The organism is Saccharopolyspora spinosa NRRL 18395, assembly GCF_000194155.1.
GTDB lineage: Bacteria > Actinomycetota > Actinomycetes > Mycobacteriales > Pseudonocardiaceae > Saccharopolyspora > Saccharopolyspora spinosa.
Map to the genome: position 1 here is coordinate 1,962,260 of NZ_GL877879.1, position 22,307 is coordinate 1,984,566.

The 22,307-nt window shown below is 67.5% G+C and carries 19 protein-coding genes and 1 pseudogene; 5 read left to right on the forward strand and 15 right to left on the reverse strand.

Annotated features, from left to right (window positions below; genetic code table 11):
• Positions 1-570: 570 nt before the first annotated feature.
• Positions 571-2,016, reverse strand: a complete 1,446-nt coding sequence (gene tnpC / locus SSPN_RS0128220; protein WP_010310815.1) for an IS66 family transposase — start codon at positions 2,014-2,016, stop codon at positions 571-573.
• 267 nt (positions 2,017-2,283) lie between these two features.
• Here tnpC and SSPN_RS0128225 point away from each other — a divergent pair, with 267 nt between their 5' ends.
• The gene (locus SSPN_RS0128225; protein WP_237710761.1) at positions 2,284-3,261 is read left to right on the forward strand and encodes a hypothetical protein; all 978 of its coding nucleotides are present in this window, start codon (positions 2,284-2,286) and stop codon (positions 3,259-3,261) included.
• 305 nt (positions 3,262-3,566) lie between these two features.
• Here the strand turns inward: SSPN_RS0128225 and SSPN_RS0128230 are convergent, their stop codons facing one another.
• From SSPN_RS0128230 to SSPN_RS0128250, 4 genes are all read right to left on the reverse strand, one after another.
• On the reverse strand, positions 3,567-5,018 hold the full coding sequence (locus tag SSPN_RS0128230) for a glutamate synthase subunit beta (RefSeq protein ID WP_010311636.1): 1,452 nt from the start codon (positions 5,016-5,018) through the stop codon (positions 3,567-3,569).
• Complete coding sequence (gltB, locus tag SSPN_RS0128235; protein ID WP_010311638.1) at positions 5,011-9,576, reverse strand: glutamate synthase large subunit; 4,566 nt, start codon at positions 9,574-9,576, stop codon at positions 5,011-5,013. Before gltB ends, SSPN_RS0128230 begins: the two co-directional genes overlap by 8 nt.
• 492 nt (positions 9,577-10,068) lie before the next feature.
• Positions 10,069-11,382, reverse strand: a complete 1,314-nt coding sequence (locus tag SSPN_RS0128245) for a glycosyltransferase family 87 protein (protein WP_010311641.1) — start codon at positions 11,380-11,382, stop codon at positions 10,069-10,071.
• Between the two features lie 133 nt (positions 11,383-11,515).
• Positions 11,516-12,001 (reverse strand): MarR family winged helix-turn-helix transcriptional regulator, encoded by a 486-nt coding sequence (locus SSPN_RS0128250; protein ID WP_010311642.1) that lies wholly within the window; start codon positions 11,999-12,001, stop codon positions 11,516-11,518.
• A gap of 6 nt (positions 12,002-12,007) precedes the next feature.
• Here SSPN_RS0128250 and SSPN_RS63005 point away from each other — a divergent pair.
• The 4 genes and pseudogenes from SSPN_RS63005 to SSPN_RS46215 form a co-directional block, all read left to right on the forward strand.
• Positions 12,008-12,583, forward strand: a pseudogene (locus tag SSPN_RS63005) (FUSC family protein); the annotation flags it as partial.
• A 19-nt stretch (positions 12,584-12,602) separates the two neighbouring features.
• Positions 12,603-12,887: a hypothetical protein gene (locus SSPN_RS60465; RefSeq protein WP_272941783.1), complete on the forward strand. Its 285-nt coding sequence runs from the start codon at positions 12,603-12,605 to the stop codon at positions 12,885-12,887.
• A gap of 20 nt (positions 12,888-12,907) precedes the next feature.
• The gene (locus SSPN_RS0128265) at positions 12,908-13,123 is read left to right on the forward strand and encodes a biotin/lipoyl-binding carrier protein (protein ID WP_010311647.1); all 216 of its coding nucleotides are present in this window, start codon (positions 12,908-12,910) and stop codon (positions 13,121-13,123) included.
• Between the two features lie 108 nt (positions 13,124-13,231).
• Positions 13,232-13,930 (forward strand): haloacid dehalogenase type II, encoded by a 699-nt coding sequence (locus tag SSPN_RS46215; protein WP_010311650.1) that lies wholly within the window; start codon positions 13,232-13,234, stop codon positions 13,928-13,930.
• Between the two features lie 521 nt (positions 13,931-14,451).
• Here the strand turns inward: SSPN_RS46215 and SSPN_RS46220 are convergent.
• The 10 genes from SSPN_RS46220 to SSPN_RS0128320 form a co-directional block, all read right to left on the reverse strand.
• On the reverse strand, positions 14,452-15,402 hold the full coding sequence (locus SSPN_RS46220) for an MvdC/MvdD family ATP grasp protein (protein WP_337466359.1): 951 nt from the start codon (positions 15,400-15,402) through the stop codon (positions 14,452-14,454).
• The gene (locus tag SSPN_RS0128280) at positions 15,399-15,704 is read right to left on the reverse strand and encodes a hypothetical protein (protein ID WP_143539656.1); all 306 of its coding nucleotides are present in this window, start codon (positions 15,702-15,704) and stop codon (positions 15,399-15,401) included. Before SSPN_RS0128280 ends, SSPN_RS46220 begins: the two co-directional genes overlap by 4 nt.
• Positions 15,705-15,814: 110 nt before the next feature.
• The gene (locus tag SSPN_RS46225) at positions 15,815-16,219 is read right to left on the reverse strand and encodes a hypothetical protein (protein WP_010311660.1); all 405 of its coding nucleotides are present in this window, start codon (positions 16,217-16,219) and stop codon (positions 15,815-15,817) included.
• 288 nt (positions 16,220-16,507) lie between these two features.
• A complete protein-coding gene (locus SSPN_RS0128290) occupies positions 16,508-16,990 on the reverse strand; it encodes a cupin domain-containing protein (protein ID WP_010311661.1) in 483 nt (160 codons plus the stop codon).
• 16 nt (positions 16,991-17,006) lie between these two features.
• Positions 17,007-18,038, reverse strand: coding sequence for an Rrf2 family transcriptional regulator (locus SSPN_RS60470; protein ID WP_010311664.1), 1,032 nt, complete (start codon positions 18,036-18,038; stop codon positions 17,007-17,009).
• A 229-nt stretch (positions 18,039-18,267) separates the two neighbouring features.
• Positions 18,268-19,233 carry an ABC transporter substrate-binding protein gene (locus SSPN_RS0128300; protein WP_029535792.1) on the reverse strand — a complete coding sequence of 322 codons (966 nt, stop codon included), beginning with the start codon at positions 19,231-19,233 and terminating at the stop codon, positions 18,268-18,270.
• A gap of 16 nt (positions 19,234-19,249) precedes the next feature.
• The gene (locus SSPN_RS0128305; protein WP_010311668.1) at positions 19,250-19,519 is read right to left on the reverse strand and encodes a hypothetical protein; all 270 of its coding nucleotides are present in this window, start codon (positions 19,517-19,519) and stop codon (positions 19,250-19,252) included.
• Between the two features lie 68 nt (positions 19,520-19,587).
• Positions 19,588-20,688 (reverse strand): LLM class flavin-dependent oxidoreductase, encoded by a 1,101-nt coding sequence (locus tag SSPN_RS0128310; RefSeq protein WP_010311669.1) that lies wholly within the window; start codon positions 20,686-20,688, stop codon positions 19,588-19,590.
• Positions 20,685-21,422, reverse strand: a complete 738-nt coding sequence (locus tag SSPN_RS0128315; RefSeq protein WP_029535793.1) for an ABC transporter ATP-binding protein — start codon at positions 21,420-21,422, stop codon at positions 20,685-20,687. The genes SSPN_RS0128310 and SSPN_RS0128315 overlap by 4 nt, the downstream gene beginning before the upstream one ends.
• Positions 21,395-22,255 (reverse strand): ABC transporter permease, encoded by an 861-nt coding sequence (locus SSPN_RS0128320; RefSeq protein ID WP_010311674.1) that lies wholly within the window; start codon positions 22,253-22,255, stop codon positions 21,395-21,397. The genes SSPN_RS0128315 and SSPN_RS0128320 overlap by 28 nt, the downstream gene beginning before the upstream one ends.
• Positions 22,256-22,307: the final 52 nt, after the last annotated feature.

The following is a 22,307-nucleotide window of genomic DNA, read 5'->3' on the forward strand; positions in this document are numbered from 1 at the left end:
CACGAACGCCCAACTCGCGACGAAGGCCGGCTACCTGTTCCCGAACCCGGACCAGCAGCTGTTCCCCCGAACGGTCCGCCAAGACGTCGAATTCGGTCCCAGCAACCTCGGCCACCCGGAACCCGCCGAACAGAGCTGGTGTCTGGGCCTATGAAAGCCACCGGCCTCACGAACCGCGCCGAAGCCCACCCGTACGAACTATCCCTGTCGGACCGAAAACGCGCGACCCTCGCGGCGGTCCTGGCGTGGACACCCTGATCGTGGCCCTCGACGAACTGACAACGCGCCAAGACCACGAGGCAGTCAAAACATCGCAGCGCTCTTCGAAACCCTGCGCACCCAAGGCAAAACGCTCGCGGCGATCACCACGACATGCACTTCTACGCGGAGACTTTCGACCGCGTGATCTCAATGTCAAAGGGCCAAGTCCCGGAAGACGCCCCACCAGAAGAAGCATTCGCCGACAAAGAAGGGTCCGCGAAGCGTAAACATTCAGGTGCTTTGCTGTGGGCATGCTGAAGTCCCCGGCTCTTGCGGGTCGGGTGTGGGGGTGGTAAATATGCCGGTGGTTTAGATCGGTGGGGGCAGCGCTGGTTGCCAGGGGTTGCCTGTGATGGCCTGGCGTAGTGCGGTCATGACGTTGACACCCTGTTTGCGGGCGGTGTCGATGTAGCTGCGGATGTTCAACCGATCTTGGGTGATGTCTTCGCTGGTCAAACGCCCGGAGATCTTTTGCTGTGTTTTCGTGGGCCGCAGGTTGCGTTCGCTGATGTTGTTGGTCGGCCAGACCCGGGTGTCGCCGCTGAAGCGGAGAACATCGCCTTGGCGGTCGCGGCAGAACTCCAGCAGTTCCCGCCCGGGGCGTTGCGCCGTCGACGAAGGCGGCCCGGGCACCCGCGGAACCCGGGAAATCCCGACCTTGACCGCGTTATCGAACTCGGTGATCAGCGGGCCGGACACCCGTGGGTCGATCTCGGCCAAGCGCTTCTCCCTGGCTTGGTGCCAGGCTTTGATCAGACCGCGTAAAGCGCGTTGGGCCTGTTTCGGCCAGTGCTCATCCGGGTAGGTTTCCGCCGCGTCGGCGAAGTCCCGCAGCAGGTGAGCAACACAGGCCTGATGCCCGGCTAGGTTCTCCCAGCGCGAGTGAAAGTAGTTGCTGTAGCGGTCATGCACCGCGATGCCGGCGAATCCGGGCAGGATCCCGGCATCGGCAAACGAGTCCAGATCCCGTCCACCCAAGTGATAAACCGTGGCGGTCTCGGTGGAAGCCGACAACACGTATCGCCTCCTCGACCCGGCGGGACCGACGCGCAGGGTGGTCTCGTCGAACCCGGCCACGTGCGCCATCGTGATCAGCGACCTGATCACGGCCACGACCTCGTTCACCGCGCGGGCGCATCGGGTCAGCATGCCGTGCACGAACCCACCCGACGGGCCCTTTCCGCCTGTGAGGTCGGCGATCAGCTGGACACAGCGCTGCACCGGAACGTGTTGGTAGACAAGCAGATACACCACCAGCGATCGCAGATTCGGCCCATAACTCAACGGCGAGTCCGGCACCTCATCGGGCAGGGAGCCGAGGTGTTCGGTGCCGCAGGCACACCGCACCCGGTGCACATCGTGCTGCCAAACTGTGAGACGCACTTCGGGCAGGTCGTGAACCTGGTGGGAACGTTCGACACCCAGATCCTCGGCGAAGGCTAAATCAGCACCGCAACCACAGTTCCCGCTCGGGCGATGCGGCACAGTCGTATCCGGCACCGCCCACGACATCGCACTGCCCGGCGCGCCTTTCTGCTTGCCTCGTTTACGGTCGGCCCGCTTCGCCGGTTTCGCCGCTGGCGTGGCCCGGCCGGGCAAATCATCGGCGGAGGGAGGCATCGAACTATTCGCGCTGTTGCGGCTGACCTGCCGTTCCAGCTGCTTGACCCGCTCGGTCAACTTGGCGTTGGACTCCAGGAGCCGTTCAACGAGCGCGATCAGCTCCTCACGCGAGAGCTCCTCCAACCCAGCCACGAGCCAAGATCATCACACTTCGCGCCCGAGATCAACTCAGGCACCTGAATGTTTACCGCGAAGCGGCCCTGGAATCCCCACAAATCCCCCGCCGAACCCAAGCCCTGAACCGCCCGATATCCACCAAAGTCCCCACCCCCCATCGAAGGCCTCTGAGGTGAGGGGCACCCTTGGGCGGGTGAACCGCTCAAGGGTGCCCCTCACCTCTCCCCCTTTCGGCTGACTTGAGTTATCCACAGCGGATAGGTCTATCCACAAATTGCCGAAATGACGTGGAGCGCAACCGAAGTATTGGCAATCGTTGAAGGCATGTCTCGAAAGACGCCAATTGACTGGGATGCAATCGCGACCGTCGCGAAGAACAGGATCATCACCACGCGAGAACTTGACGACCTGGGGGTGCCACGAAAAACGGTGTCCGACCGAACAGATCCTGGTGGACCGTGGCGACGACTGTTGCCCGGCGTAATCCAGCTTTCTACCGGACACTTGACAACCGAGCAACGCTACGACGCCGCGCTGCGCTACGGCGGACCGGAGGCGGTGCTGACAGGAATCAGTGCGGCACGTCTCGGCGGGCTGCAACACCTGCCTGAAGCAGCCGGCGTCCACATCCTCATCCCGCACAGGTCCCGATGCCTCAGCTCGAGGTTCGTCACCATTGAGCGAACGAGGCGCCTCCCGGCACCCGACTGCCGCGCGGGCTTCGCAGTGGCGCCGTTGGTTCGCGCAGTGCTCGATGCTGCGCGAAGGTTCAGGGAACTGGACGAGGTTCGCGCACTGCTGGCCGAGGCCGTACAACGTGGCTTGGTAAAACCGGAGCTACTCAAGAAGGAGCTGGAAGAGGGTTCCGGCCGGGGAACACGGCTACCTCGGATGGTGCTGGACGAAATGCTCGCCAACGTCCACTCCGCTGCCGAAGGCTGGGCCTTCCGCTTGGCCGAACGCAGCGGGCTGCCGCCAATGCAGTGGAACGTCCGCCTGCTCGATAGCTCCGGAAAGCTACTTGGTATTCCCGATGGCTGGATCGACGAAGTGGGCCTTGCTTGGCAGATTGATTCACGCGCATACCATCTGTCGCCGACGAGCTACGACGCTACCGTGCAGCGACACTCGATGATGACGGCCGCTGGAATCATCGTCGTCCACACCCTGCCAACGCAGTTGCGCACCGATCCGGACACCGTTCTAGAGCAACTTCGTGGTGCATACCGGCTAGCCGGGCATTCCGCACATGAGGGTTGATCAACTCGGCCTGGTCGTCATGTTCTGGATCCACGACCGAACACCCTGTCAGAGCCCTTGAACGGGAAGACACAGGCCCGGCCGATCAACTCACCTATGCCCATGTGCGGATGACGGGGCTAGCGATGCAACGCCCACGCCCTCCAGTCACTGCCGTAACCAGATCGACCAAAGCGTGAAGCGCACCTTTCCCCAAGCACACCCAAGCACACCCAAGCAAATTGACAGAAGGCATCCTTCACTCGGGCCGCATCGACAGCGCCACTCCAGCGCATCTCTCAAGGGTGCCCCTCACCTCGAAAAAATTACGTTAGTGGGTGGTCTGTTGGGGTGATTGGGGCTGGAAGGACGACTCGGCCGGTCAGGTAGTTGTCGACTCCTGCCGCCGCCGAGCGGCCCTCGGCTATCGCCCAGACGATCAGGGACTGGCCTCGGCCCATGTCCCCGGCCGTGAAGATCCCGTCCACACTGGACATGAAGTTCTCGTCGCGGGCGACGTTGCCGCGCGCGTCCAGGGTGACGCCCAGGTGTTCCAGCAGGCCTGCTCGTTCCGGGCCTACGAAGCCCATCGCGAGCAGTACCAGCTGCGCCGGGAGTTCCCGCTCCGTGCCCGCCACCGGCTCGAAGCCGGCGTCGGTGCGCCGCACCTCCACTAGGCGCAGCGCTCGCACCTCGCCTTGGTCGTCGCCCAGGAACTCCTGGGTGTTGACCGAATACAGGCGCTCGCCGCCCTCCTCGTGCGCCGACGAGACCCGGTAGATCATCGGGTAGGTCGGCCACGGGTGCGCCTCGGATCGGGACGCCGGCGGCATCGGCATGATCTCCAGCTGCGTGACCGATGCCGCGCCCTGCCGGTGCGCCGTGCCCACGCAGTCCGCTCCCGTGTCACCGCCGCCGATGACCACCACGTGCTTGCCCTCGGCGTGGATCGGCGAGCGCGCCAGGTCGCCCTCCTGCACCTTGTTCGCCAGCGGCAGGTACTCCATCGCCTGGTGCACACCGTCGAGCTCGCGCCCCGGCGCCGGCAGGTCGCGGGCTTGCGTCGCACCGCCCGCGAGCACCACCGCGTCGTACCCGGAGCGCAGCTGCTCGACCGTCACGTCCACGCCGACGTTCACGCCGGTGCGGAATTCGGTGCCTTCGGCCCGCATCTGGCCCAGGCGCCGGTCCAGCCGGCGCTTCTCCAGCTTGAACTCCGGGATGCCGTAGCGCAGCAGCCCGCCGATGCGGTCCGCCCGCTCGTAGACCACCACGCTGTGGCCCACGCGGGTCAGTTGCTGCGCCGCCGCGAGTCCGGCGGGCCCGGAGCCGACCACGGCGACCTTCTTACCCGTGACGGCGCGAGGCAGCTGCGGCCGGACCAAGCCGGCGTCCCAGGCCTTGTCGATGATCGTGATCTCGACCTGCTTGATGCTGACCGGGTCGGAGTTGATCCCGACGACGCAGGCCGTCTCGCACGGCGCGGGGCACAACGTCCCGGTGAACTCCGGGAAGTTGTTCGTGGCGTGCAACCGCTGCGCGGCTTCCTGCCAGTCGTCCCGCCACACCAGGTCGTTCCACTCCGGGATCAGGTTGCCCAGCGGACAGCCCTGGTGGCAGAACGGGATCCCGCAGTCCATGCAGCGGCTGGCCTGCTTCTGCAGCTTGGGCTGTTCGAACTCCAGGTAGACCTCGCGCCAGTCCTTGATGCGCACGTCCACCGGGCGACGCTGCGGCGTTTCCCGCGGCGTCGTCATGAATCCCTTGGGGTCAGCCATGTGCGGCCTCCATGATCGCCTCGTTGACGTCGCGCCCGTCGCGTTCGGCGGCGCTTCGGGCCGCGAGCACCCGCTTGAAGTCCTTCGGCATTACCTTCCCGAAGCGCTCGACCGCGGTGTCCCAGTCGGCCAGCAGTTCCCGCGCCACGGCCGACTCGGTCTGCTCGTAGTGCCGCCGCACCCGGTCGTGCAGGAACTCGCGGTCCGCGTCGTCCAGCGGGTCCAAGTCGACCATCTCGGGGTTGATCCGTTTGGGGTTCAGGTCCAGCAGGTACGCGATGCCGCCGGACATGCCGGCCGCGAAGTTGCGGCCGGTGCTGCCGAGGATCACCACGCGACCACCGGTCATGTACTCGCAACCGTGGTCACCGACGCCTTCGACGACGGCCACGGCACCCGAGTTGCGCACCGCGAACCGCTCGCCGACCACGCCGCGCACGAACATCTCGCCACCGGTCGCGCCGTAGAGCAGCACGTTTCCGGCGATGATGTTCTGCTCGGCCGCGAACGGCGCCGAAGCGTCCGGGCGAACCACGATTCGCCCGCCGGACAAGCCCTTTCCGACGTAGTCGTTGGCGTCGCCCAGCAAACGCAGGGTGATGCCCTGCGGCAGGAACGCGCCGAAGGACTGCCCGGCCGATCCGGTGAACGTCACGTCGATGGTGTCGTCCGCCAGGCCTTCGCCGCCCCACCGCCTGGTCAGCTCCGAGCCGAGCATGGTTCCGACCGTGCGGTTGACGTTGCGCACCGGCATGTCCAGCCGAACCGAGGTGCCTTCCTTCAGCGCCCCCTCGCACAGCTGGATCAGCGTGTTGTCCAGCGCCTTCTCCAGACCGTGGTCCTGCTCGGCGGTCTGGTGCCGTGCGGCGCCGCGCGGCAGTTCCGGCACGTGCGTGATCGGCGCCAGGTCGAGGCCCTGGGCCTTCCAGTACCCCACTGCCTCGGAGGTGTCCAGCAGGTCGGCGTGCCCGATCGCCTCGGCGAGTGTCCGGAATCCCAGCGCCGCCAGGTATTCCCGCACTTCCTGCGCGATGAACTCGAAGAAGTTCACCACGTACTCGGCCTTGCCGGTGAACTTCTCGCGCAGCTGCGGGTTCTGGGTGGCCACGCCCACCGGGCAGGTGTCGAGGTGGCAGACCCGCATCATGATGCAGCCGGAGACCACCAGCGGCGCGGTGGCGAAACCGTACTCCTCGGCACCCAGCAGAGCCGCGATCACCACGTCGCGTCCGGTCTTGAGCTGACCGTCGGTCTGCACGACGATCCGGTCGCGCAGGTCGTTGGCCAGCAGCGTCTGCTGCGTCTCGGCCAACCCGAGCTCCCACGGACCACCCGCGTGCTTGATCGACGACAGCGGCGAAGCACCGGTGCCGCCGTCGTGCCCGGAGATCAGCACGACATCGGCGTGCGCCTTGGACACACCTGCGGCTACCGTGCCGACACCGACCTCGGACACCAGCTTGACGTGGATCCGCGCCCTGGGGTTGGCGTTCTTCAGGTCGTGGATGAGCTGCGCCAGGTCCTCGATCGAGTAGATGTCGTGGTGCGGTGGCGGGGAGATCAGGCCCACGCCCGGCGTGGAGTGCCGGGTCTTGGCCACCCACGGGTACACCTTGTGGCCGGGCAGCTGCCCGCCCTCGCCGGGCTTCGCGCCCTGCGCCATCTTGATCTGGATGTCGTCGGAGTTGACAAGGTATTCGCTGGTCACGCCGAACCTGCCGCTCGCGACCTGCTTGATCGCCGAGCGCCGCGAATCGCCGCTGGCGTCCCGGGTGAAGCGCTCGGCGTCCTCGCCGCCCTCGCCGGTGTTGGACTTGCCGCCCAACCGGTTCATCGCGATGGCCAGCACCTCGTGCATCTCCTGCGAGATGGACCCGTAGGAGATGGCGCCGGTGGCGAACCGCTTCACGATGGACGAGACCGGCTCGACCTGCTCGATCGGCACCGGCTTTCGCGCGCCCTCGCGGAGCTTGAACAGCCCGCGCAGGGTCATCAGCTCCCGCGACTGGTCGTCGACGGCCCTGGTGTACTCCTTGAACACCTCGTAGCGGCCGCTGCGGGTGGAGTGCTGGAGCTTGAACACCGTCTGCGGGTTGAACAGGTGCGGCTCGCCTTCGCGCCGCCACTGGTACTCGCCGCCGACCTGCAGCTTCCGGTGCGGCGCCGCCACGCCGTCGGACGGGTATGCCCGGCGGTGGCGTTCGGCGATCTCCTGCGCGAGCACGTCGAATCCGACGCCGCCGAGCCGCGAAGTGGTGCCGGTGAAGCACTGCTGCACGACCTCTTCGCCGAGCCCGATGGCCTCGAAGATCTGCGCGCCGGTGTAGGAGGCCACAGTGGACACGCCCATCTTGGACATGGTCTTGCGAACGCCCTTGCCCAGCGCCTTGATGAGGTTCGCGGTCGCTTGCTTGGCGTCCACGTCCTGGATGACTCCGCCGCGAACCAGGTCCTCGACGGTGGCCATCGCCACATACGGGTTAACGGCCGCGGCGCCGTAACCGATGAGCAAAGCGACATGGTGCACTTCGCGGACGTCGCCGGCTTCGACGATCAGGCCCACCTGGGTGCGCTTCTTCTCACGCACCAGGTGGTGGTGCACGGCACCGGTGGCCAGCAGCGACGGGATCGGCGCGTGCTCGGCGTCGGCCGAGCGGTCCGAGAGCACCAGCACGTGCGCCCCGTCGGCGACGGCGGCCGAGACCTCTTCGCGGATCTCGTCGAGCCGCGTGCGCAGCGCCTCGCCACCACCTGCGACGTGGTAGGTCATCTGGATCACCGCGGGTTTGAGGCCCGGGCGGTCGCCGTCATCGTTGAGGTGCACGATCTTGGCGAGCTCGTCGTTGTCCAGTACCGGGAACGGCAGCGCCAAGTTCCGGCAGGCCCGCGGGTCGTGGTCGAGCAGGTTGTGTTCAGGCCCGACGTGGGTGCGCAGCGAGGTGACCAGCTCTTCCCGGATCGCGTCCAGCGGCGGGTTGGTGACCTGCGCGAACAACTGCGTGAAGTAGTCGAACAGCTGCCGCGGGCGTTCGGAGAAGGCGGCGAAGGGCACGTCGTTGCCCATCGAGCCGATCGGCTCGGCGCCGGTGGTGGCCATCGGCTTGAGCAGGACGCCCAGCTCTTCCTGCGAGTAGCCGAAGACCTGCTGCCGGTGCACCAGCGAGTCGTGCGAGGGCAGCTCGCGCTCACGGTCCGGCAGGTCCGCGAGGTGCACTACGCCTGCGTCCAGCCATTCCTGGTAGGGGAATTCGGCGGCGAGTTCGCCCTTGGTCTCGTCGTCGTCGACGATGCGGCCCTTGCCGGTGTCGACCAGGAACATCCGGCCGGGTTGCAGGCGGCCCTTGCGGACGATCTTGTCCGCGTCGACTTCCAGCACGCCGACTTCGCTGGCGAGCACCACGAGCCCGTCCTCGGTGACCCAGTAGCGCCCCGGCCGCAGGCCGTTGCGGTCGAGCACCGCGCCGATCTGGGTGCCGTCGGTGAAGGCCACCAGCGCCGGGCCATCCCAGGGTTCCATCAGGTAGTTGTGGAACTCGTAGAACGCGCGGCGGGCGGGGTCCATCTCGGCGTGGTTCTCCCACGCCTCCGGGATCATCATCAGCACCGCGTGCGGCAGCGACCGGCCGCCCAGGTGCAGCAACTCCAGCACTTCGTCGAAGGTCGCCGAGTCGCTGGCGTCCGGGGTGGCGATCGGGAACAGCCGCCGCAGGTCACCGGGGATCAGGTCGGTGGCCAGCATGCTCTCCCGGGTCCGCATCCAATTGCGGTTGCCCTTGAGGGTGTTGATCTCGCCGTTGTGCGCGATGAACCGGTACGGGTGGGCCAGCGGCCACGACGGGAACGTGTTGGTGGAGAACCGGCTGTGCACCAGGCCGATCGCGCTGGTGAAGCGTTCGTCACGCAGGTCGGGGTAGAACGCGCCGAGCTGGGCCTCGGTCAGCATCCCCTTGTAGACGATGGTGCGCGCCGACAGGCTCGGGAAGTACACGTCGGCTTCGTGCTCGGCCCGCTTGCGGACGCAGAACGCCCGCCGCTCGAACTCCAGCGCCGTCTCGCCCTGCGCGGCATCGGTGCCGTGGCCGACGAAGAGCTGCCGGAAGCCGGGCATCGTTTCGCGCGCCGAACTGCCGGCGCAGCCGGTTTCCACCGGCAGTTCGCGCCAGCCGAGCAGCCGCAGGCCCTCCTCCGCCACGATCCGCTCGATGGTCGCCACCGCGTGCGCCGCTTCATCGGGGTCGGCGGGCAGGAACGCGGTTCCCGCCGCGTAACCGCCGCGTTCGGGCAGCTCGAAGGGTACGACGGCGCGGAAGAACTCGTCCGGGATCTGGGTCAGCAGACCGACGCCGTCCCCGGTCTCGGGGTCGGCGCCCTTGGCACCGCGGTGCTCCAGGTTGCGCAGTGCCGTCAGCGCTTTCGCGACCAGGTCGTGGCTGCGCCTACCGCGCAGGTCGGCGACGAAGGCGACCCCGCACGCGTCGTGTTCGTTGGCCGGGTCGTAGAGACCTTGGGCGGCGGCGCTACGCTGCGCCGATTTTCTTGCATGGTGGGAAAGGGGCATCAGACCTCCCGTCGTCAGGCCGCGGGCTGCAGCAGGGCATGACTCACCCACCGCGATCCCGCAAGAGCCTTTGGGGGCACTGACAAAAGGATGCGCCGTTGCACTCTTGGTCAGTTTGAGGCACTCTACATAGCGAGCGGCCAGAAAGCTACCGTTAAGTAACACGAAGTTAAGCGAAGATTACGGGGCTCCCAGCCATTGGGACATCGTTGTCGCAATCCCGGTGGGCTCGGGAATTCTGCACCACGGCAATGTCCATACGCGACTGTTCGGCGCTCCGAGTGGCGTTGTTCACGATCTTCTTGCGGATCAGCGAATCACTGCTCAACATCTTCGGATTCGGTTCAGAACCAAGCATTTTCCGTAATCGACCGCACACCGAGCGTGCAGCACGGCAGAATCACCCGATCGCCAACGAATTCGTCCCGTTGACCGTCCAATATCAAACAAATGCCGGAAAACCTGGCGCCGAAGGGGCGCTGGACAGCCGAATCAACTCCGGATCGCGGGCTTCGCGAATGGTTCTTCCGGCGCAACCACCAACGGACGATTTCGGGCAAAAAGACCGAGGAGTGCGAGCAAAACCAAACCGAGCAGCAGATAGGGGTTGCCGAACAGGTGCTGCAGCGGCGTCCACGGCGGGCCGGTGGGCAGCATCCGGAACGATGCGACGAGCACGGTCACCAGGGTCACCCCGGCGACCACGAGCCAACGCGGGCTGCGCAGCCGGGCGGCGTAGGCGAGCAGCACCAGCAGTCCGGGCGCGCACCAGACCCAGTGATCCGACCACGACGTCGGCGACACCAGCAGCGCCAGCAGGCCGTTGGCGGTCACGGCGAGCGCCGGCTCGGACCGGCGGATCGCGAACGCCACGACGGCCACGCAGGCCAGCGAGATCACCAGCCACAGCCCGTTCTGCGCCACCGCGGGCAGTTCCAGCCGGGCCAGGCCGCCCATGATCGACTGGTTGGTGTGGAAGGCGGAGCCGCTGACGCCATGCGCCGGGCCCTTGCCGAACCAGTACTCCACGGCCGCTTGGTAATTCAGCGCGAAGCCCACCAGGGTGCCGAGCGCGGCGGTCGCCACCGCGGCCACCACCGCCCGGAAGTCCTTGCGGAACACGAAGAACAACAGAAATCCCGCAGGGGTGAGCTTGATCGCCGCGGCGATGCCGATCAGCAGGCCGCGCGGCCAGCGCGGGTTGCGCGCCAGGCAGTCGACGATCACCAGGCCCATCAGGGCGATGTTGATCTGGCCGAGCCCGAACGAGGCGTAGACAGGCTCCAGGAACAGCGTCCACGGCAGCAGCGCCATCGCCACCGCGAACGCGCCGCGCTTGCCGACCACCGGCCACAGGTGCCGGGTGACCAGGTACAGCGCGGCGCCGATGGCGAGCAGGTCAACGACGTAGAGCGCGACCAGCCCGGCGACGAACGGCAGCAGCGCGAACGGCAGCAGCGGCAGCAACGCGAACGGCGGGTACACCCAGGGCAGCACCCGGCCGATGCTGACGGTGGGGGCGGTGTTCATGATGTCGCCACCGGTCAGCCAGGTGTGCACCGCCCAGCGGTACACCTGGTAGTCGATGCCGGATCCCTGGTCCAGCCCGGCCCGGCGCATCAGCACCAGCAGCGTGAAGGACGCGATCAGCAGCGGCACCGAGAGCGCGATGACGGCGCGGGAGTGGTTCACGACGATTCCGCGAAGCCGGCCCGGCAGGCCGCCGAGGTTCAGGACAGCATGGCCGGACTCGAACTGCACCGTGGCCAACTGGGTCCTCTCGATCAGGCGACCGGCGTCTACCACCGTCGCGTGATCACCCGATCACGCCGAGTTCGCCAGGTCGCGGGAAACACCCGTGAACAACCGAGGAACTTTAACCCACCGCCGATCTCGACCGGCACACGCCTCGCCGCAGGACGGCAAGTCGCCTGGCGGTTCAACCGAGTGATTCCAGCACCTTGGCCAGCAGTTCGCCCAGTTTCTCCCGTTCGTCCGCCGCCAGCGGCGCGAGCAGGGCGCGTTCGCGTTCCAGCTGCTGCGGGAACAGCCGATCGATCAGCTCCAGTCCCTCGCCGGTGAGCCGCACGTCGATCTCCCGGCGGTCGCGCCGGGACAAGGTGCGGGTGATCAGGCCCTCCGCCTCCAGCCGGGCCAGCCGCTTGGTGGTGGCCGCCCCGGAGGACAGCGTCTCCTTGGTGAGCTGGCTGGGCCGCAGGCCGCCGCCGGCCCGCCGCAGCGCGCTGAGCACCTCGAACTCCATCCGCGACAGCCCGGCGTCGGTGAACGCGGACTCGTCGAGTTGATTGGTCAGCGCCCCCAGCCGCCGCACCCGGCCGATCACGTCGATCGGGGACACGTCCAGGTCCGGGCGCTGCTCGCGCCATTGCGCGCAGATCCGTCCGACCACGTCGCCCAACGCCACTCCTTCATGAGTAAACTATCTGAAAATATTTTACTAGTGAACGTTTTTCGCACGCCCCTCTCACCCGCCTCCGTCGAACCCTGCGCACCCGCGAGACGCTGCGGTTCGGCTGGACGGCCGACGGCGTGGTGGTACCCGCGGTGCGCATCGGGGTGTCGTTCGCCACGCCGATGGTCGTGCTGGTCGTGCTGGTCGTGCTGGTCGCCCTGGGCCGGCCCCCAACCCCAGGAACCGCAGTGTCAATTGAAACTGCGGACGAGGACCCACGGTTCGCAGTTTCAATTGACACTGCGAACCACCCGGCTGCTGCGGCGGACCGCGCCGTTCTTGCCCCTGCAGTCGGCGAACGCAACGGCCACCTGGCACCGGACGGTTCAACGCACGACCGGGACCATCGCCGCAGCCCCGCTGGCCCTGGTGATGTTCGGCCTCCACCCCAGCCCGATCGCGATCCTCGCCCTGGTGGTGATCTGCCAGTTGGCCGCCGAGCTCGTGGTGCAAGCCAACTACGCCCTCAGCCTGATGTTCGTGACTCCCCTGGCCCTCGGCCTCAGCTCGCTCGGCAACCCGGCGGCGCAGAACGTCTTGGTTCGCCGAGCGGATCGTCAAGGTCGAGCCGTTGGACGGCGCGATGGGCCGCCGGGCACCGGGGTATGCGGCGAACACCCAGGTGAGCCCGCATTTCGACCCGCTGCTGGCCAAGATCGTGGTGCACGGCGACCACCGCGCGGATGCGCTGGCCCGCGCGCGGCGGGTGGTCGAGGAGTTCGCCGTGCAGGGTCCGACGTGCAACCTGTCGTTTCTGGCCGAAGTGCTTGATTCACCGGAATTCTCCGCCGGAAACTACGACACGGGCGTCGTCGACCGGATCATCGCCGCCCGCTGACCAAAGCCGAAGGGAACAACATGGAGATCAAGGCCGAGATGGTCGCCAACGTCTGGAAGGTGCTGGTCACCGAGGGTGCAACGGTCAAGGCCGACGAAGAGTTGGCCGTCCTCGAGTCGATGAAGATGGAGATCCCGGTCCTGAGCGAAACCGACGGGGTGGTGACGCGCCTGGCGGTCTCCGAAGGCGACACGGTGGCCGAAGGCGATCTGATCGCGGTCGTCTCCGCGGAGTGATTCCGGGTGAGGGGCATCCTTGACCGGGCAACTCGGTCAAGGATGCCCCTCACCAGAGCCACTCGAGAGCACGCACGGCCGCCGCATTCCCGTGGGAAGATCGCCGAAATGGCGATAGATGTGCGCAAGATTCGGGTCCTGTTCTTCGACGTGCTCGGGACGGTGGTGGATGAGGCAGGTTCGGTAGCGGACGAGTTCGAACAGGCGGTACACGACGCGACCGGTCAGAGCGGACACGGCAAGCCGCTGGCCGCAACGTGGTTGGACGAGTGCACCCGGCGGCTGAACTCGATTGTCGCAGGTGAGTCGTGGGCGCCGCTGGAGGAGATCAACCGCCTCGCCCTGGCCACAGCGGTCGAACAACAAGGACTCACCGTTGACGCCTCGGCCCTGGACCGGCTCGCACTGGTCACCCACCGGCTACGCCCGTGGCCGGATGCGGCGTCTGCTCTCCGCGTCCTGTCAGAACGCTTCACCCTGGTGGCGCTGTCCAACGCGACCACGGCGATACTCGCCGACATCGGCCGCCGGGGCGCTCTACCGTGGCACTGTGTCCTTTCCAGCGAACTCGTACGCGCCTACAAGCCCGACCCCGTGGTGTACGAGATGGCGCTGGATCTTCTCCGCGTCGAGCCCGAGCAGAGCATGCTCGTGGCGGCACATCCCTGGGACCTGCGCGCCGCAGCGCAGCAAGGCATCCGAACGGCATACGTGGCCCGAGCCGGAGAGGGCACCCCAGAACCCACCGACGTCTTCGACGTCGAAGTCGACGACCTCGCCCACCTCGCGCGCACCCTGATCGACTGAGCGCGATACGCAGCGACGGCGTCCTGATCGTCCACGCAGCGAGCTTCTCCCAACAGGTCGGGATAAACCAGACTCGGATGGCCCTGCAACGATGGCGGAAACGTCATCAACGTCCAGATGTGCCCTGCCCCCGATGCGCGCCGGCCTTGAGGGGTAGTACTTGCAGATCGACAGTTCAGCACGATGATCGTCTACATAGGACGTCGCGCAGCGCCCGGCGGCGAACTCATCCGACCGCAGGTTCGTTTGCTGCAGCGGGAGGTTCGTGGCCACCCCGGCGATCTGCAGTGCGTCGAGCGCCTGGATCGCCAGCCGGCGCGCGGCGGTGAAACCGGCCGTGTCAAATCGGATTCCGCGCCCCACGGCGTCTCGAACCTGTCGAGCACGCCCGACGGCGGCAGCACCTGGCCGTCTGCGGCCATCGTCTCGGCGTTGATCCGGACCTGGATCGCGCTTCCGCGCGGGAACCAGGCAGGTGTCAACACTGGGCGCCAGGACAGACCGGCGGCGCACCCGCGAGGTCAGGTGTGGCCGGAGCACTGGTCACCGGCGAGGAGTCCCGCCATCGCGGAACTGATCTCCATGCCGGTCAGGATCTCGATGTAGAGGAACTGGCCCTGCGGGTTCACCTCGAAGAAGACGTACTCGCCCCGCTCCGTGATCTTCAGGTCTACCGCGCCGTAGCAAAGACCAAGCGCGCGCATCATGCGGAGCAGCCGTGCACGCGTGTCCGCCGGCAGGCTGTGCGGGTAGCACGGAGCGTCCAGATCGAGCCTGGAGTCCAGTTCCGCTCGCCCCTCGGCCGTGTCGATTCGGGCGGCGAAGACTTCCTCGCCGACGACGGTGGCGCGCACGTCGCCCGGTCCGGCGATCTCCTCTTGGAAGATCGCCGGCGCGAGCGGCAGATCGGCCAGCGCCGCGCGGTCCGCATCGGACCAGCGCCGAGTATCGATGAAATGACTCGTCGGAGCGCTCATGGCCTTGTGCACGACCCGCCCGCGATGGCGTTCGATGAAGACCTCGACCTGATCCGGATCGTTCGTGATCAGCGTAGCGGGAACCCGGAGGCCCGTTCGCCGCGCCATTTCCAGCTGGCGTGGTTTCGTCGCAGAAATTTGTCCGGGAAGAGGGTTGACGCTACGACAATTCAGCCCGAAGAAAATACCGTTCAGAACGTCCTGCCACTCGTGCCGCACAAATACCCGATCATCTGCGACATCGACTTCCGGCGGTACGGCGATCTCGTGGAACCGCCGATACCAAACCGCCTCGACCTCGCCGAAATCGACCATTCCCCCATCGGCCGCAGTAATTCGAGGAGCAACCCCTGCGCGACCTATCGGACAGGAGATGCTTCCGCTGACCGCCAGGTTTCCCATGTCGAGAACGGCGACCGCCTTCCCCCGCCTCCGGAGAGCATCCGCGATCACACGTGCGTGTAAGTCGTGCGGACTGGAAACGATGAGTATCACCGGAGGCGATCCAGGCCATGTCGACGGAGGAATTCCCCTTCCATGCGGCGAAAACGGGTGGCTGGCACGTCTTCGACCGAGTCCCTGCAGGAAATGGCGAACGGCCGGCGTCGCGGGAACAGCCAGCTCAGGTAGACCTGGCCCGGCGACACGCCCCACAGCCCCGCACCTCGACGCAGTTCGAGTCGAACGCGGATGCCGAATCGAGGCGAGGCCCCTTCCGGCGCCGGAACCTCGGTGATGCTCACCAGATCGGCAGGATCTAGGTCAAGGCACAGCTCGCCGACCAGGATCTTCAGCATGCCCGACGGTGCCCCGAGCAGGATCCCCTCCAACTGGCACAGGTTTCGCCGGTCCGCGCTCGAACGTGGCACGCGTTCGAGCCACCGCCGCAACGATGCCGACGAGGGATTCATACCGGCCTGCAGCAGTAGTCATCCGTGGCGTCACACCCTTGCGCTGACGTGCGGGTTGCCGTATCGCCGCAGCTCATCGCCCGCTGAACCACATTGCTCTCGGCATCAACCGCGGCAACGTCGGCGTCCTGCACGAAATCCTCCGCTCGCCGCAAGTACTGGATGTGATCGCTGTTGCGGACCACTACCTCCACCGCTTCCGACCTACCGAAGATCGTGCGGACACCCTCGATCTCCGTTACCGGGATGGCGACGAGCCCCGAAGCGATTGCGAGGTGCAGATTGCCGTCATCCCGGCTCACCGGGTGTCCTTCCAATACGACGCGTTTCCACAAATCCGAAGACTGCTTGTCGAGTCGCTCCAGCAGATCCGAAAGCTCGTTTGATTTCTGCGCACTCATGACGATCCCCCTGCGAGACGCATTCGCGAATCTCGGTTCCCGGCTCCACGGGCGTGGACTCGGCCGAACTCCGGGTTAAAACCCATCCTAAACCTGGACCGCAGACACGACACTCCCGAAGCGTCCGAAAGCACGAGTTTGCACAAGAGAAGAATTGCCACTTCGATGCCGACCACCGCACGTGACGACTCGCGCCGATCCTTGGGCCGATTCGGCGGCCGCTCAACACACTGCGTCATGAAAGTCCGGGACCGGGGTGCCGGACCTGGGTCCTGATCGCCCCGGTCCTCAGCTCTCCCCCGGGTCCAGGTGGTACAGCTCGGCGAGGTTGACCACGATCGCCTCCTGGGTGCTGCGGGCGATCACCACCACCGCCGCGTCGTTCGGGTCCGGGTTCTCCTCGCGGTGCGGCACGAACGGCGGCACGAAGATGTAGTCGCCCGGCCCGGTCTTGATCCGGACCTCCTCGACGCCGTCGTGGAAGACGAATTCCGGGTGGCCGCCAACCACGTAGATCGCCGTCTCCGACTCGCCGTGGTGGTGGTTGTCCGACGACGTCGACGGGCCGACGTGCGTCTCCCCCATCCAGATCCGCTCCGAACCGACCAGGTCGCCGCTGATCGCCGCGAGCCGCCGCATGCCCTCGGTCTGCGCGGTCTTGTTGTCGAGGTCGGCGGCCCGGACGTGGTGCAGCCGGGTGCGCAGCGAGCGGCGCTGCTCCTCGGGCACCGAGGCCGAGAGATCCGGGTGGAACGCGTCGTGCTGGGTCATCAGTTTCCTTTCTTGCTCACCGATCGCCGACCAGCGGCACCCCGTCGAGGAACGCGCTGACCTGAAGGCCGAGCTCGCGCCACACCTCGGTGCCGGGTGAACCGTTGTGCACCGAGGTAACCCCACCTTCGACCGCTCGCACAACCTCGCCGATGGTGATCCTCTCGGCTGGCCGCGCCAGTGAGTAGCCGCCGTCGCAGCCGCGCTGGCTGGTCACCAGCCCGGCCCGCCGCAGCTCGACCATCAGGTTGACCAGCGAATTCAGCGGGATGCGCTGCCGGCGGGCGATGACCTCGCATTTGACCGGTTCGCTGCCGCTCCCGACTAGGTCGCGCAGCGCTCGCACCGAGTAGTCGGTGCGGGCCGAGATGTGCACCGGAGCGGATCGGCGGGGGCGCGGCGCGGCCGGTATCTCGGGCAGCAACACCGCACCCTTGCCGATCTCCTCGCAGAACAGCACGATGCGCGCGGCCACGCTCCGGTGGAACTTGTCGTTGAGGATGTCGTGCACGCCGTCCTTGAACACCGCCAGCGAACTCTGCGGGTGCTTCGCCGCCAGCGAGGTCACCGGGGCGACCGGGGCGAGCGTGTCCGCGTCGCCGTGCAGCAGCAGGATCGGCACGTCGGGCAGCTGCATAGGCGGCTCAGGGACGTCCTCGGTCAACCGGCCCCACCCGAACTCGGGATCGTTCTCGAGCAGTTCGCGGTGCACCGGGCACGACGTGCGCGCCCCGATCTCGTCGTCCCGGTCGACGGGACTCTGCCCCCGGGCGAACGGGGTGCCCGCGAGGATCAGGCCGTCCACCTCCATCTCCAGCGCGAGCGCCCACGCGCGCAGTGCCCCGACGTCCGTGCCGACCAGGAACCGAGCCGCGCCGGGCTGGAACCAGGTCTCGGCATCGGTATCCGGCTCGGGCACCACCACGGCGTAGCCGTCGACGGACAGCCTCCGGCCGAAGCGCTGGTAAACGGCCGGGTTCTCGCCTCTGCCGGGCAGCACCACCAAGGTGCCGCGGCAGGCCCCCTCAGGAGCCCAGGTCCGGCTCATGTCAACTCCTCACGAAACGGTTCCGGAAGCAGGTTGCGCGGCGGAGAAGGCGGCGGAACCTCGGACGCCGCCTCGGCCCGGGATCCCCGGCGCAGGTACGCCAAATACGCCACATAGGGCTGTCCTTCCAGAGAACCCCGGCGGCGGCACAGCCTGCGGAACCCGCAGCGGCGCAAGCAGAGTCCCGCACCCCAGGCGGCTGCCGTCGCTTGCAAAGCAGAACATTTACTCACTTGCCGGGGTACAGTTCCCGGTCGCAGGCCTTGGTCACGTCCACCTGCTCGCGCAGCACGCCCGCCTCGTAGTAGCGGTCGGCCACGGCCTGCAGGTCGGCGACCACGTCATCGGTCAGCGGCCGGACCTCCTGCTTGGTCCGGGTCAGGATCTGGTGCGCCACCTGCGGTTCCAGCGAGGTCAGCTTCTCATAGACGCGCTGGTACTCCTCGGGGTGCTCGTCGCTCCACCGCCACGCCGCCTCGAACCGGCGCATCGCGTCGGCCAGCGCCGCCCGCTTGAGCGGGTCTGCGGCGGACGCGGTGGAAACCGACAGGATGCCGTTGCGGCCGTTGATGCCTTGGCCGTCGCGGATCACCCGGGCTCCGGCGTTCTCCGCGATCGACAGGTACGGGTCGAAGGTCGCCCAGGCATCGATGTGCCCGGCGCTGAAGCCCGCCTGCGCGTCTGTCGGCAGGCTGAAGGTGATCTGCACGTCCTGCTGCGTCAGCCCGGCCTCCTCCAGCGCGCCGAGCGCGGTGTAGTGCGAGACGCTGCCGGGCGCGGTGGAGACCACGAGGTGCTTGCCGCGCAGGTCGGCCACGGTGCGGATCGGCGATCCCGGCGGCACGATGATCGCCGTCGATGACGGGGACGCCGCAGTGGCCACGGCGGGCCGGGCCGGCACGCCACCGGCAATGGCCTGCACCGTGGGCGCGTCGGCTGCGGTCGCGGTGTCCACGTCGCCGGAGCGCATGGCCTCGAAAAGCGGTGCCGCGCCTTGGAAGTTGGCCCAGCGGATCTTGTAGGGGGCGTCCTTGAACGCTCCGGACGCTTCGACCCTGGCGCGCAGTCCACCGGCCTGGTCGCCGAGCACCAGGGTCACGTCGGACAGCGACTTGGGCGAGTTGCCTCCGGCGCAGCCGACCACGGCGAGAAGCACCGCGGACAGCACCGTCACCAGGGTTCTGGTCGTTCGCACTCTGTTGTCTCCAGTCTCAGTCGAGCAGATCCGGCTGCTCGTGCACGATCTCCTCGAAGTGCGGGGCGAAGGTCACCCAGCCCGGATCGCGGTGCTGCTGGTACTGCTGCCTGGTGTGCTGCGCGATCTCGTGCGGGATCAGCTGCAACGGCGCCGCGGCCAGCCGCTGCTTGCGGAACTGGCGCTCGTCCTCGATGTCGTCGAGGACGGGTCGGGCCGGGAAGCCGTTCTGCCGCTGGGAAAGCGACCGGGCGAACTCGGATCGCCCAGGTGCGACGGTGGTCATGGTGTTCTCCTCTTGGTGTCTCCGCGCGCTGGCCGATGGCGATTTCGCGCGAAATCGCGACACTCGCGTCAGGCTGCGGTGCGGCGGGCGATTTCCTGGCGTACCAGCGGAATCAGCTCGCGGCCGTAGTCGACCGCGTCGTCGAACGGGTCGTAGCCGCGGATCAGCAGCGTCGTCACGCCGATGTCGACGTAGTCCAGCAGCGCCGCCGCCACCGTCTCCGGAGTTCCCACGAGCGCGGTCGAGTTGCCCGCCGCGTTCGTGGCCGCCGCCGTGGGCGTCCACAGTGCACGGTCGTGCAGCTCCCCAGCCTCGGCGGCGGCGAGGAGGCGTTGCGAGCCGATGTTGGCGACCTTCTGGCCCTGGTTGAGGGTCTTCGGCCCGGTGAACGACGCCAATCCGCCGCGCGCGGCGTTGATCCGGTCGAGGATGCGGTGCGCCCGCTCCCACGCCTGCGCCTCGGTCGCGCCCAGGATCGGCCGGAACGACACGCTGATCCGCGGCGGCTCGGAGCGCCCGGCATCGGCTGCGGCGTTGCGGACCGCGGCGATCTGCTCGGCGGTCTGCGCCAGCGGCTCGCCCCACATCGCGTAGACGTCGGCGTGCTTGCCCCCGACGCGAAGCGCGGCTTCCGACGAGCCGCCGAAGTACAGCGGTATCCCGGACTGCCGCACCGGGCGGACGACCGCGTTGTAGTCGTCGAAGCGGTAGTGCGCGCCCTCGTGGCTCACGGGCCCTTCGGCGGTCCACACCCGGCGGAGAACATCCAGGTACTCGTCGGTGCGCGCGTACCGCTTCTCCTTGCCCAGGTAGTCGCCGTCGCGGCGCTGGTCCGCGTCGTTGCCGCCGGTGATGATGTGCACCGCGATCCGGCCGTCGGTGAGGTGGTCGGCGGTGGCGAAGGTGCGGGCCGCCAGCGTCGGGGCCACGAAGCCGGGCCGGTGCGCGACCAGGAAGCCCAGCCGCTCGGTGTGCGCCGCCGCGTAGGCGGCCAGCTGGGTGTTCTCCGGGCTGCTCGCCCCGTAGCCGATCAGCACCCGGTCGAACCCGGCCGCCTCGTGGGCCTGGGCGAACTTGCGCAGGAACGCCGGGTTGACCGCGGGTCCGTCGGCGGCGTGGATTTCCGAGACGTGCTGCGCCCCGATCATCCCGATGAACTCGACGGTCATGACGAACTCCCTTCTCCGATCCCGACGCCCAGCCCGGACAGCAATTCCGCGCGCAGCGCCAGGAAAGCCGGATCGGTCACATCGCGCGGGCGGTCCAGGTCCAGCACCCGGTCGTAGCCGATGCGGCCGTCGCGCATCACCAGCACCCGGTCGGCGAGCAGCAGCGCCTCCTCCACGTCGTGCGTGACGAGCAAGATCGCGCAGCCGTGGCGTTGCCACAGCTCGCCGACCAACTGCTGGGCCTTGATGCGGGTCAGCGCGTCCAGCGCCGAGAACGGCTCATCCAGCAGCAGCAGGTCTGGTTCGCGCACCAGTGCACGCGCCAGCGACGCCCGCTGCGCCTCCCCGCCGGAAAGCACCTTCGGCCACACGTCCACGCGGTGGCCGAGACCGACCTCTTCCAGCGCCGCCACCGCCTGCTCCTTGTCCGGGCGGCCGGACAGTCCGAGGATCACGTTGCGCCACACGCGTTTCCACGGCATCAGTCGCGGCGCCTGGAACGCCACCGCGCGCCGGACTGCCACCTCGACCTCGCCGGTCACCTCTCGGTCGAGGTCGGCCAGGATCCGCAGCAGCGTGCTCTTGCCGCAGCCACTTGGGCCGAGCAGCGCCACGAACTGGCCGGGTTCGATCTCCAGGTCCAGGTCGTCGAGCACGGTGCGGTCGCCGAAGCGTCGGCTCAGGCCGCGCACCGACGCGGGTTTCACTACGCTCCGCTGAACGCCGGTCGCCATGCCAGCACGGTCCTTTCCAGCAGTCGGACGATGAAGTCGGCAACGAGGCCGAGCAGTGCGTACAGCACCAGGCAGACCACGATCACGTCGGTCTGGAAGAACTCGCGGGCCATGTTCATCTCGTAGCCGATGCCCGCGGTGGCGTTGATCGTCTCGCCGAAGACCAGCGCCAGCCACGCCGAACCCAGCGAATACCGCAGTCCCACGAGGGCGTTGGGCATCGCGGCGGGCAGGATGATGTGCCGCACCTGGGCGAACCAGCCGAGCCCGAGCGTCTTGGCCGCCTCCACCAGGCCCGCATCGACGTTGCGGATGCCGCCGTAGATGTTCATGTACAGGGGGAATGTCACGGCCAGCGCGATCAGCACGATCTTGGGCTGCTCGCCGATGCCGAACCAGATGATCAGCAGCGGGATAAGGCCGATCACCGGCACCGTGCGCAGCATCTGCATCGGTGCGTCGATGATGTCCTCGCCGCGCCGGAACAGCCCGGACAGCGTCGCCAGCACGATGGCGACGACGACGCCGATCACCAGCCCGGCGCCGACCCGTTGCAGCGAGGCCACGATCGCATCCTGCAGCCGCCCTTCGTCCCAGAGCTCCACCGCCGTGCCGGCGACCGTCGCGGGCGAGGCGAGGGTGTCGTCGCTGAGCACCCCGGTGCTGGTGAGGACCTGCCAGAGCACCACCAGCGCAATCGGGCTGATCAGCTTAAAAAGCCAACGGGGAAAGCGGTTTTCACGCTCGGCTGTGCGGGTTTGCACGGTGGTGACGGGGATTGGGTCTCGTTCGGTCGGTGCGCCGGTGGGCGCGCGTTCGGTGGATACAGTCATCTGCACTCTCCGGAGGGCGTGAGGGCACAGCGCGGCCACGACGGATCGGCCA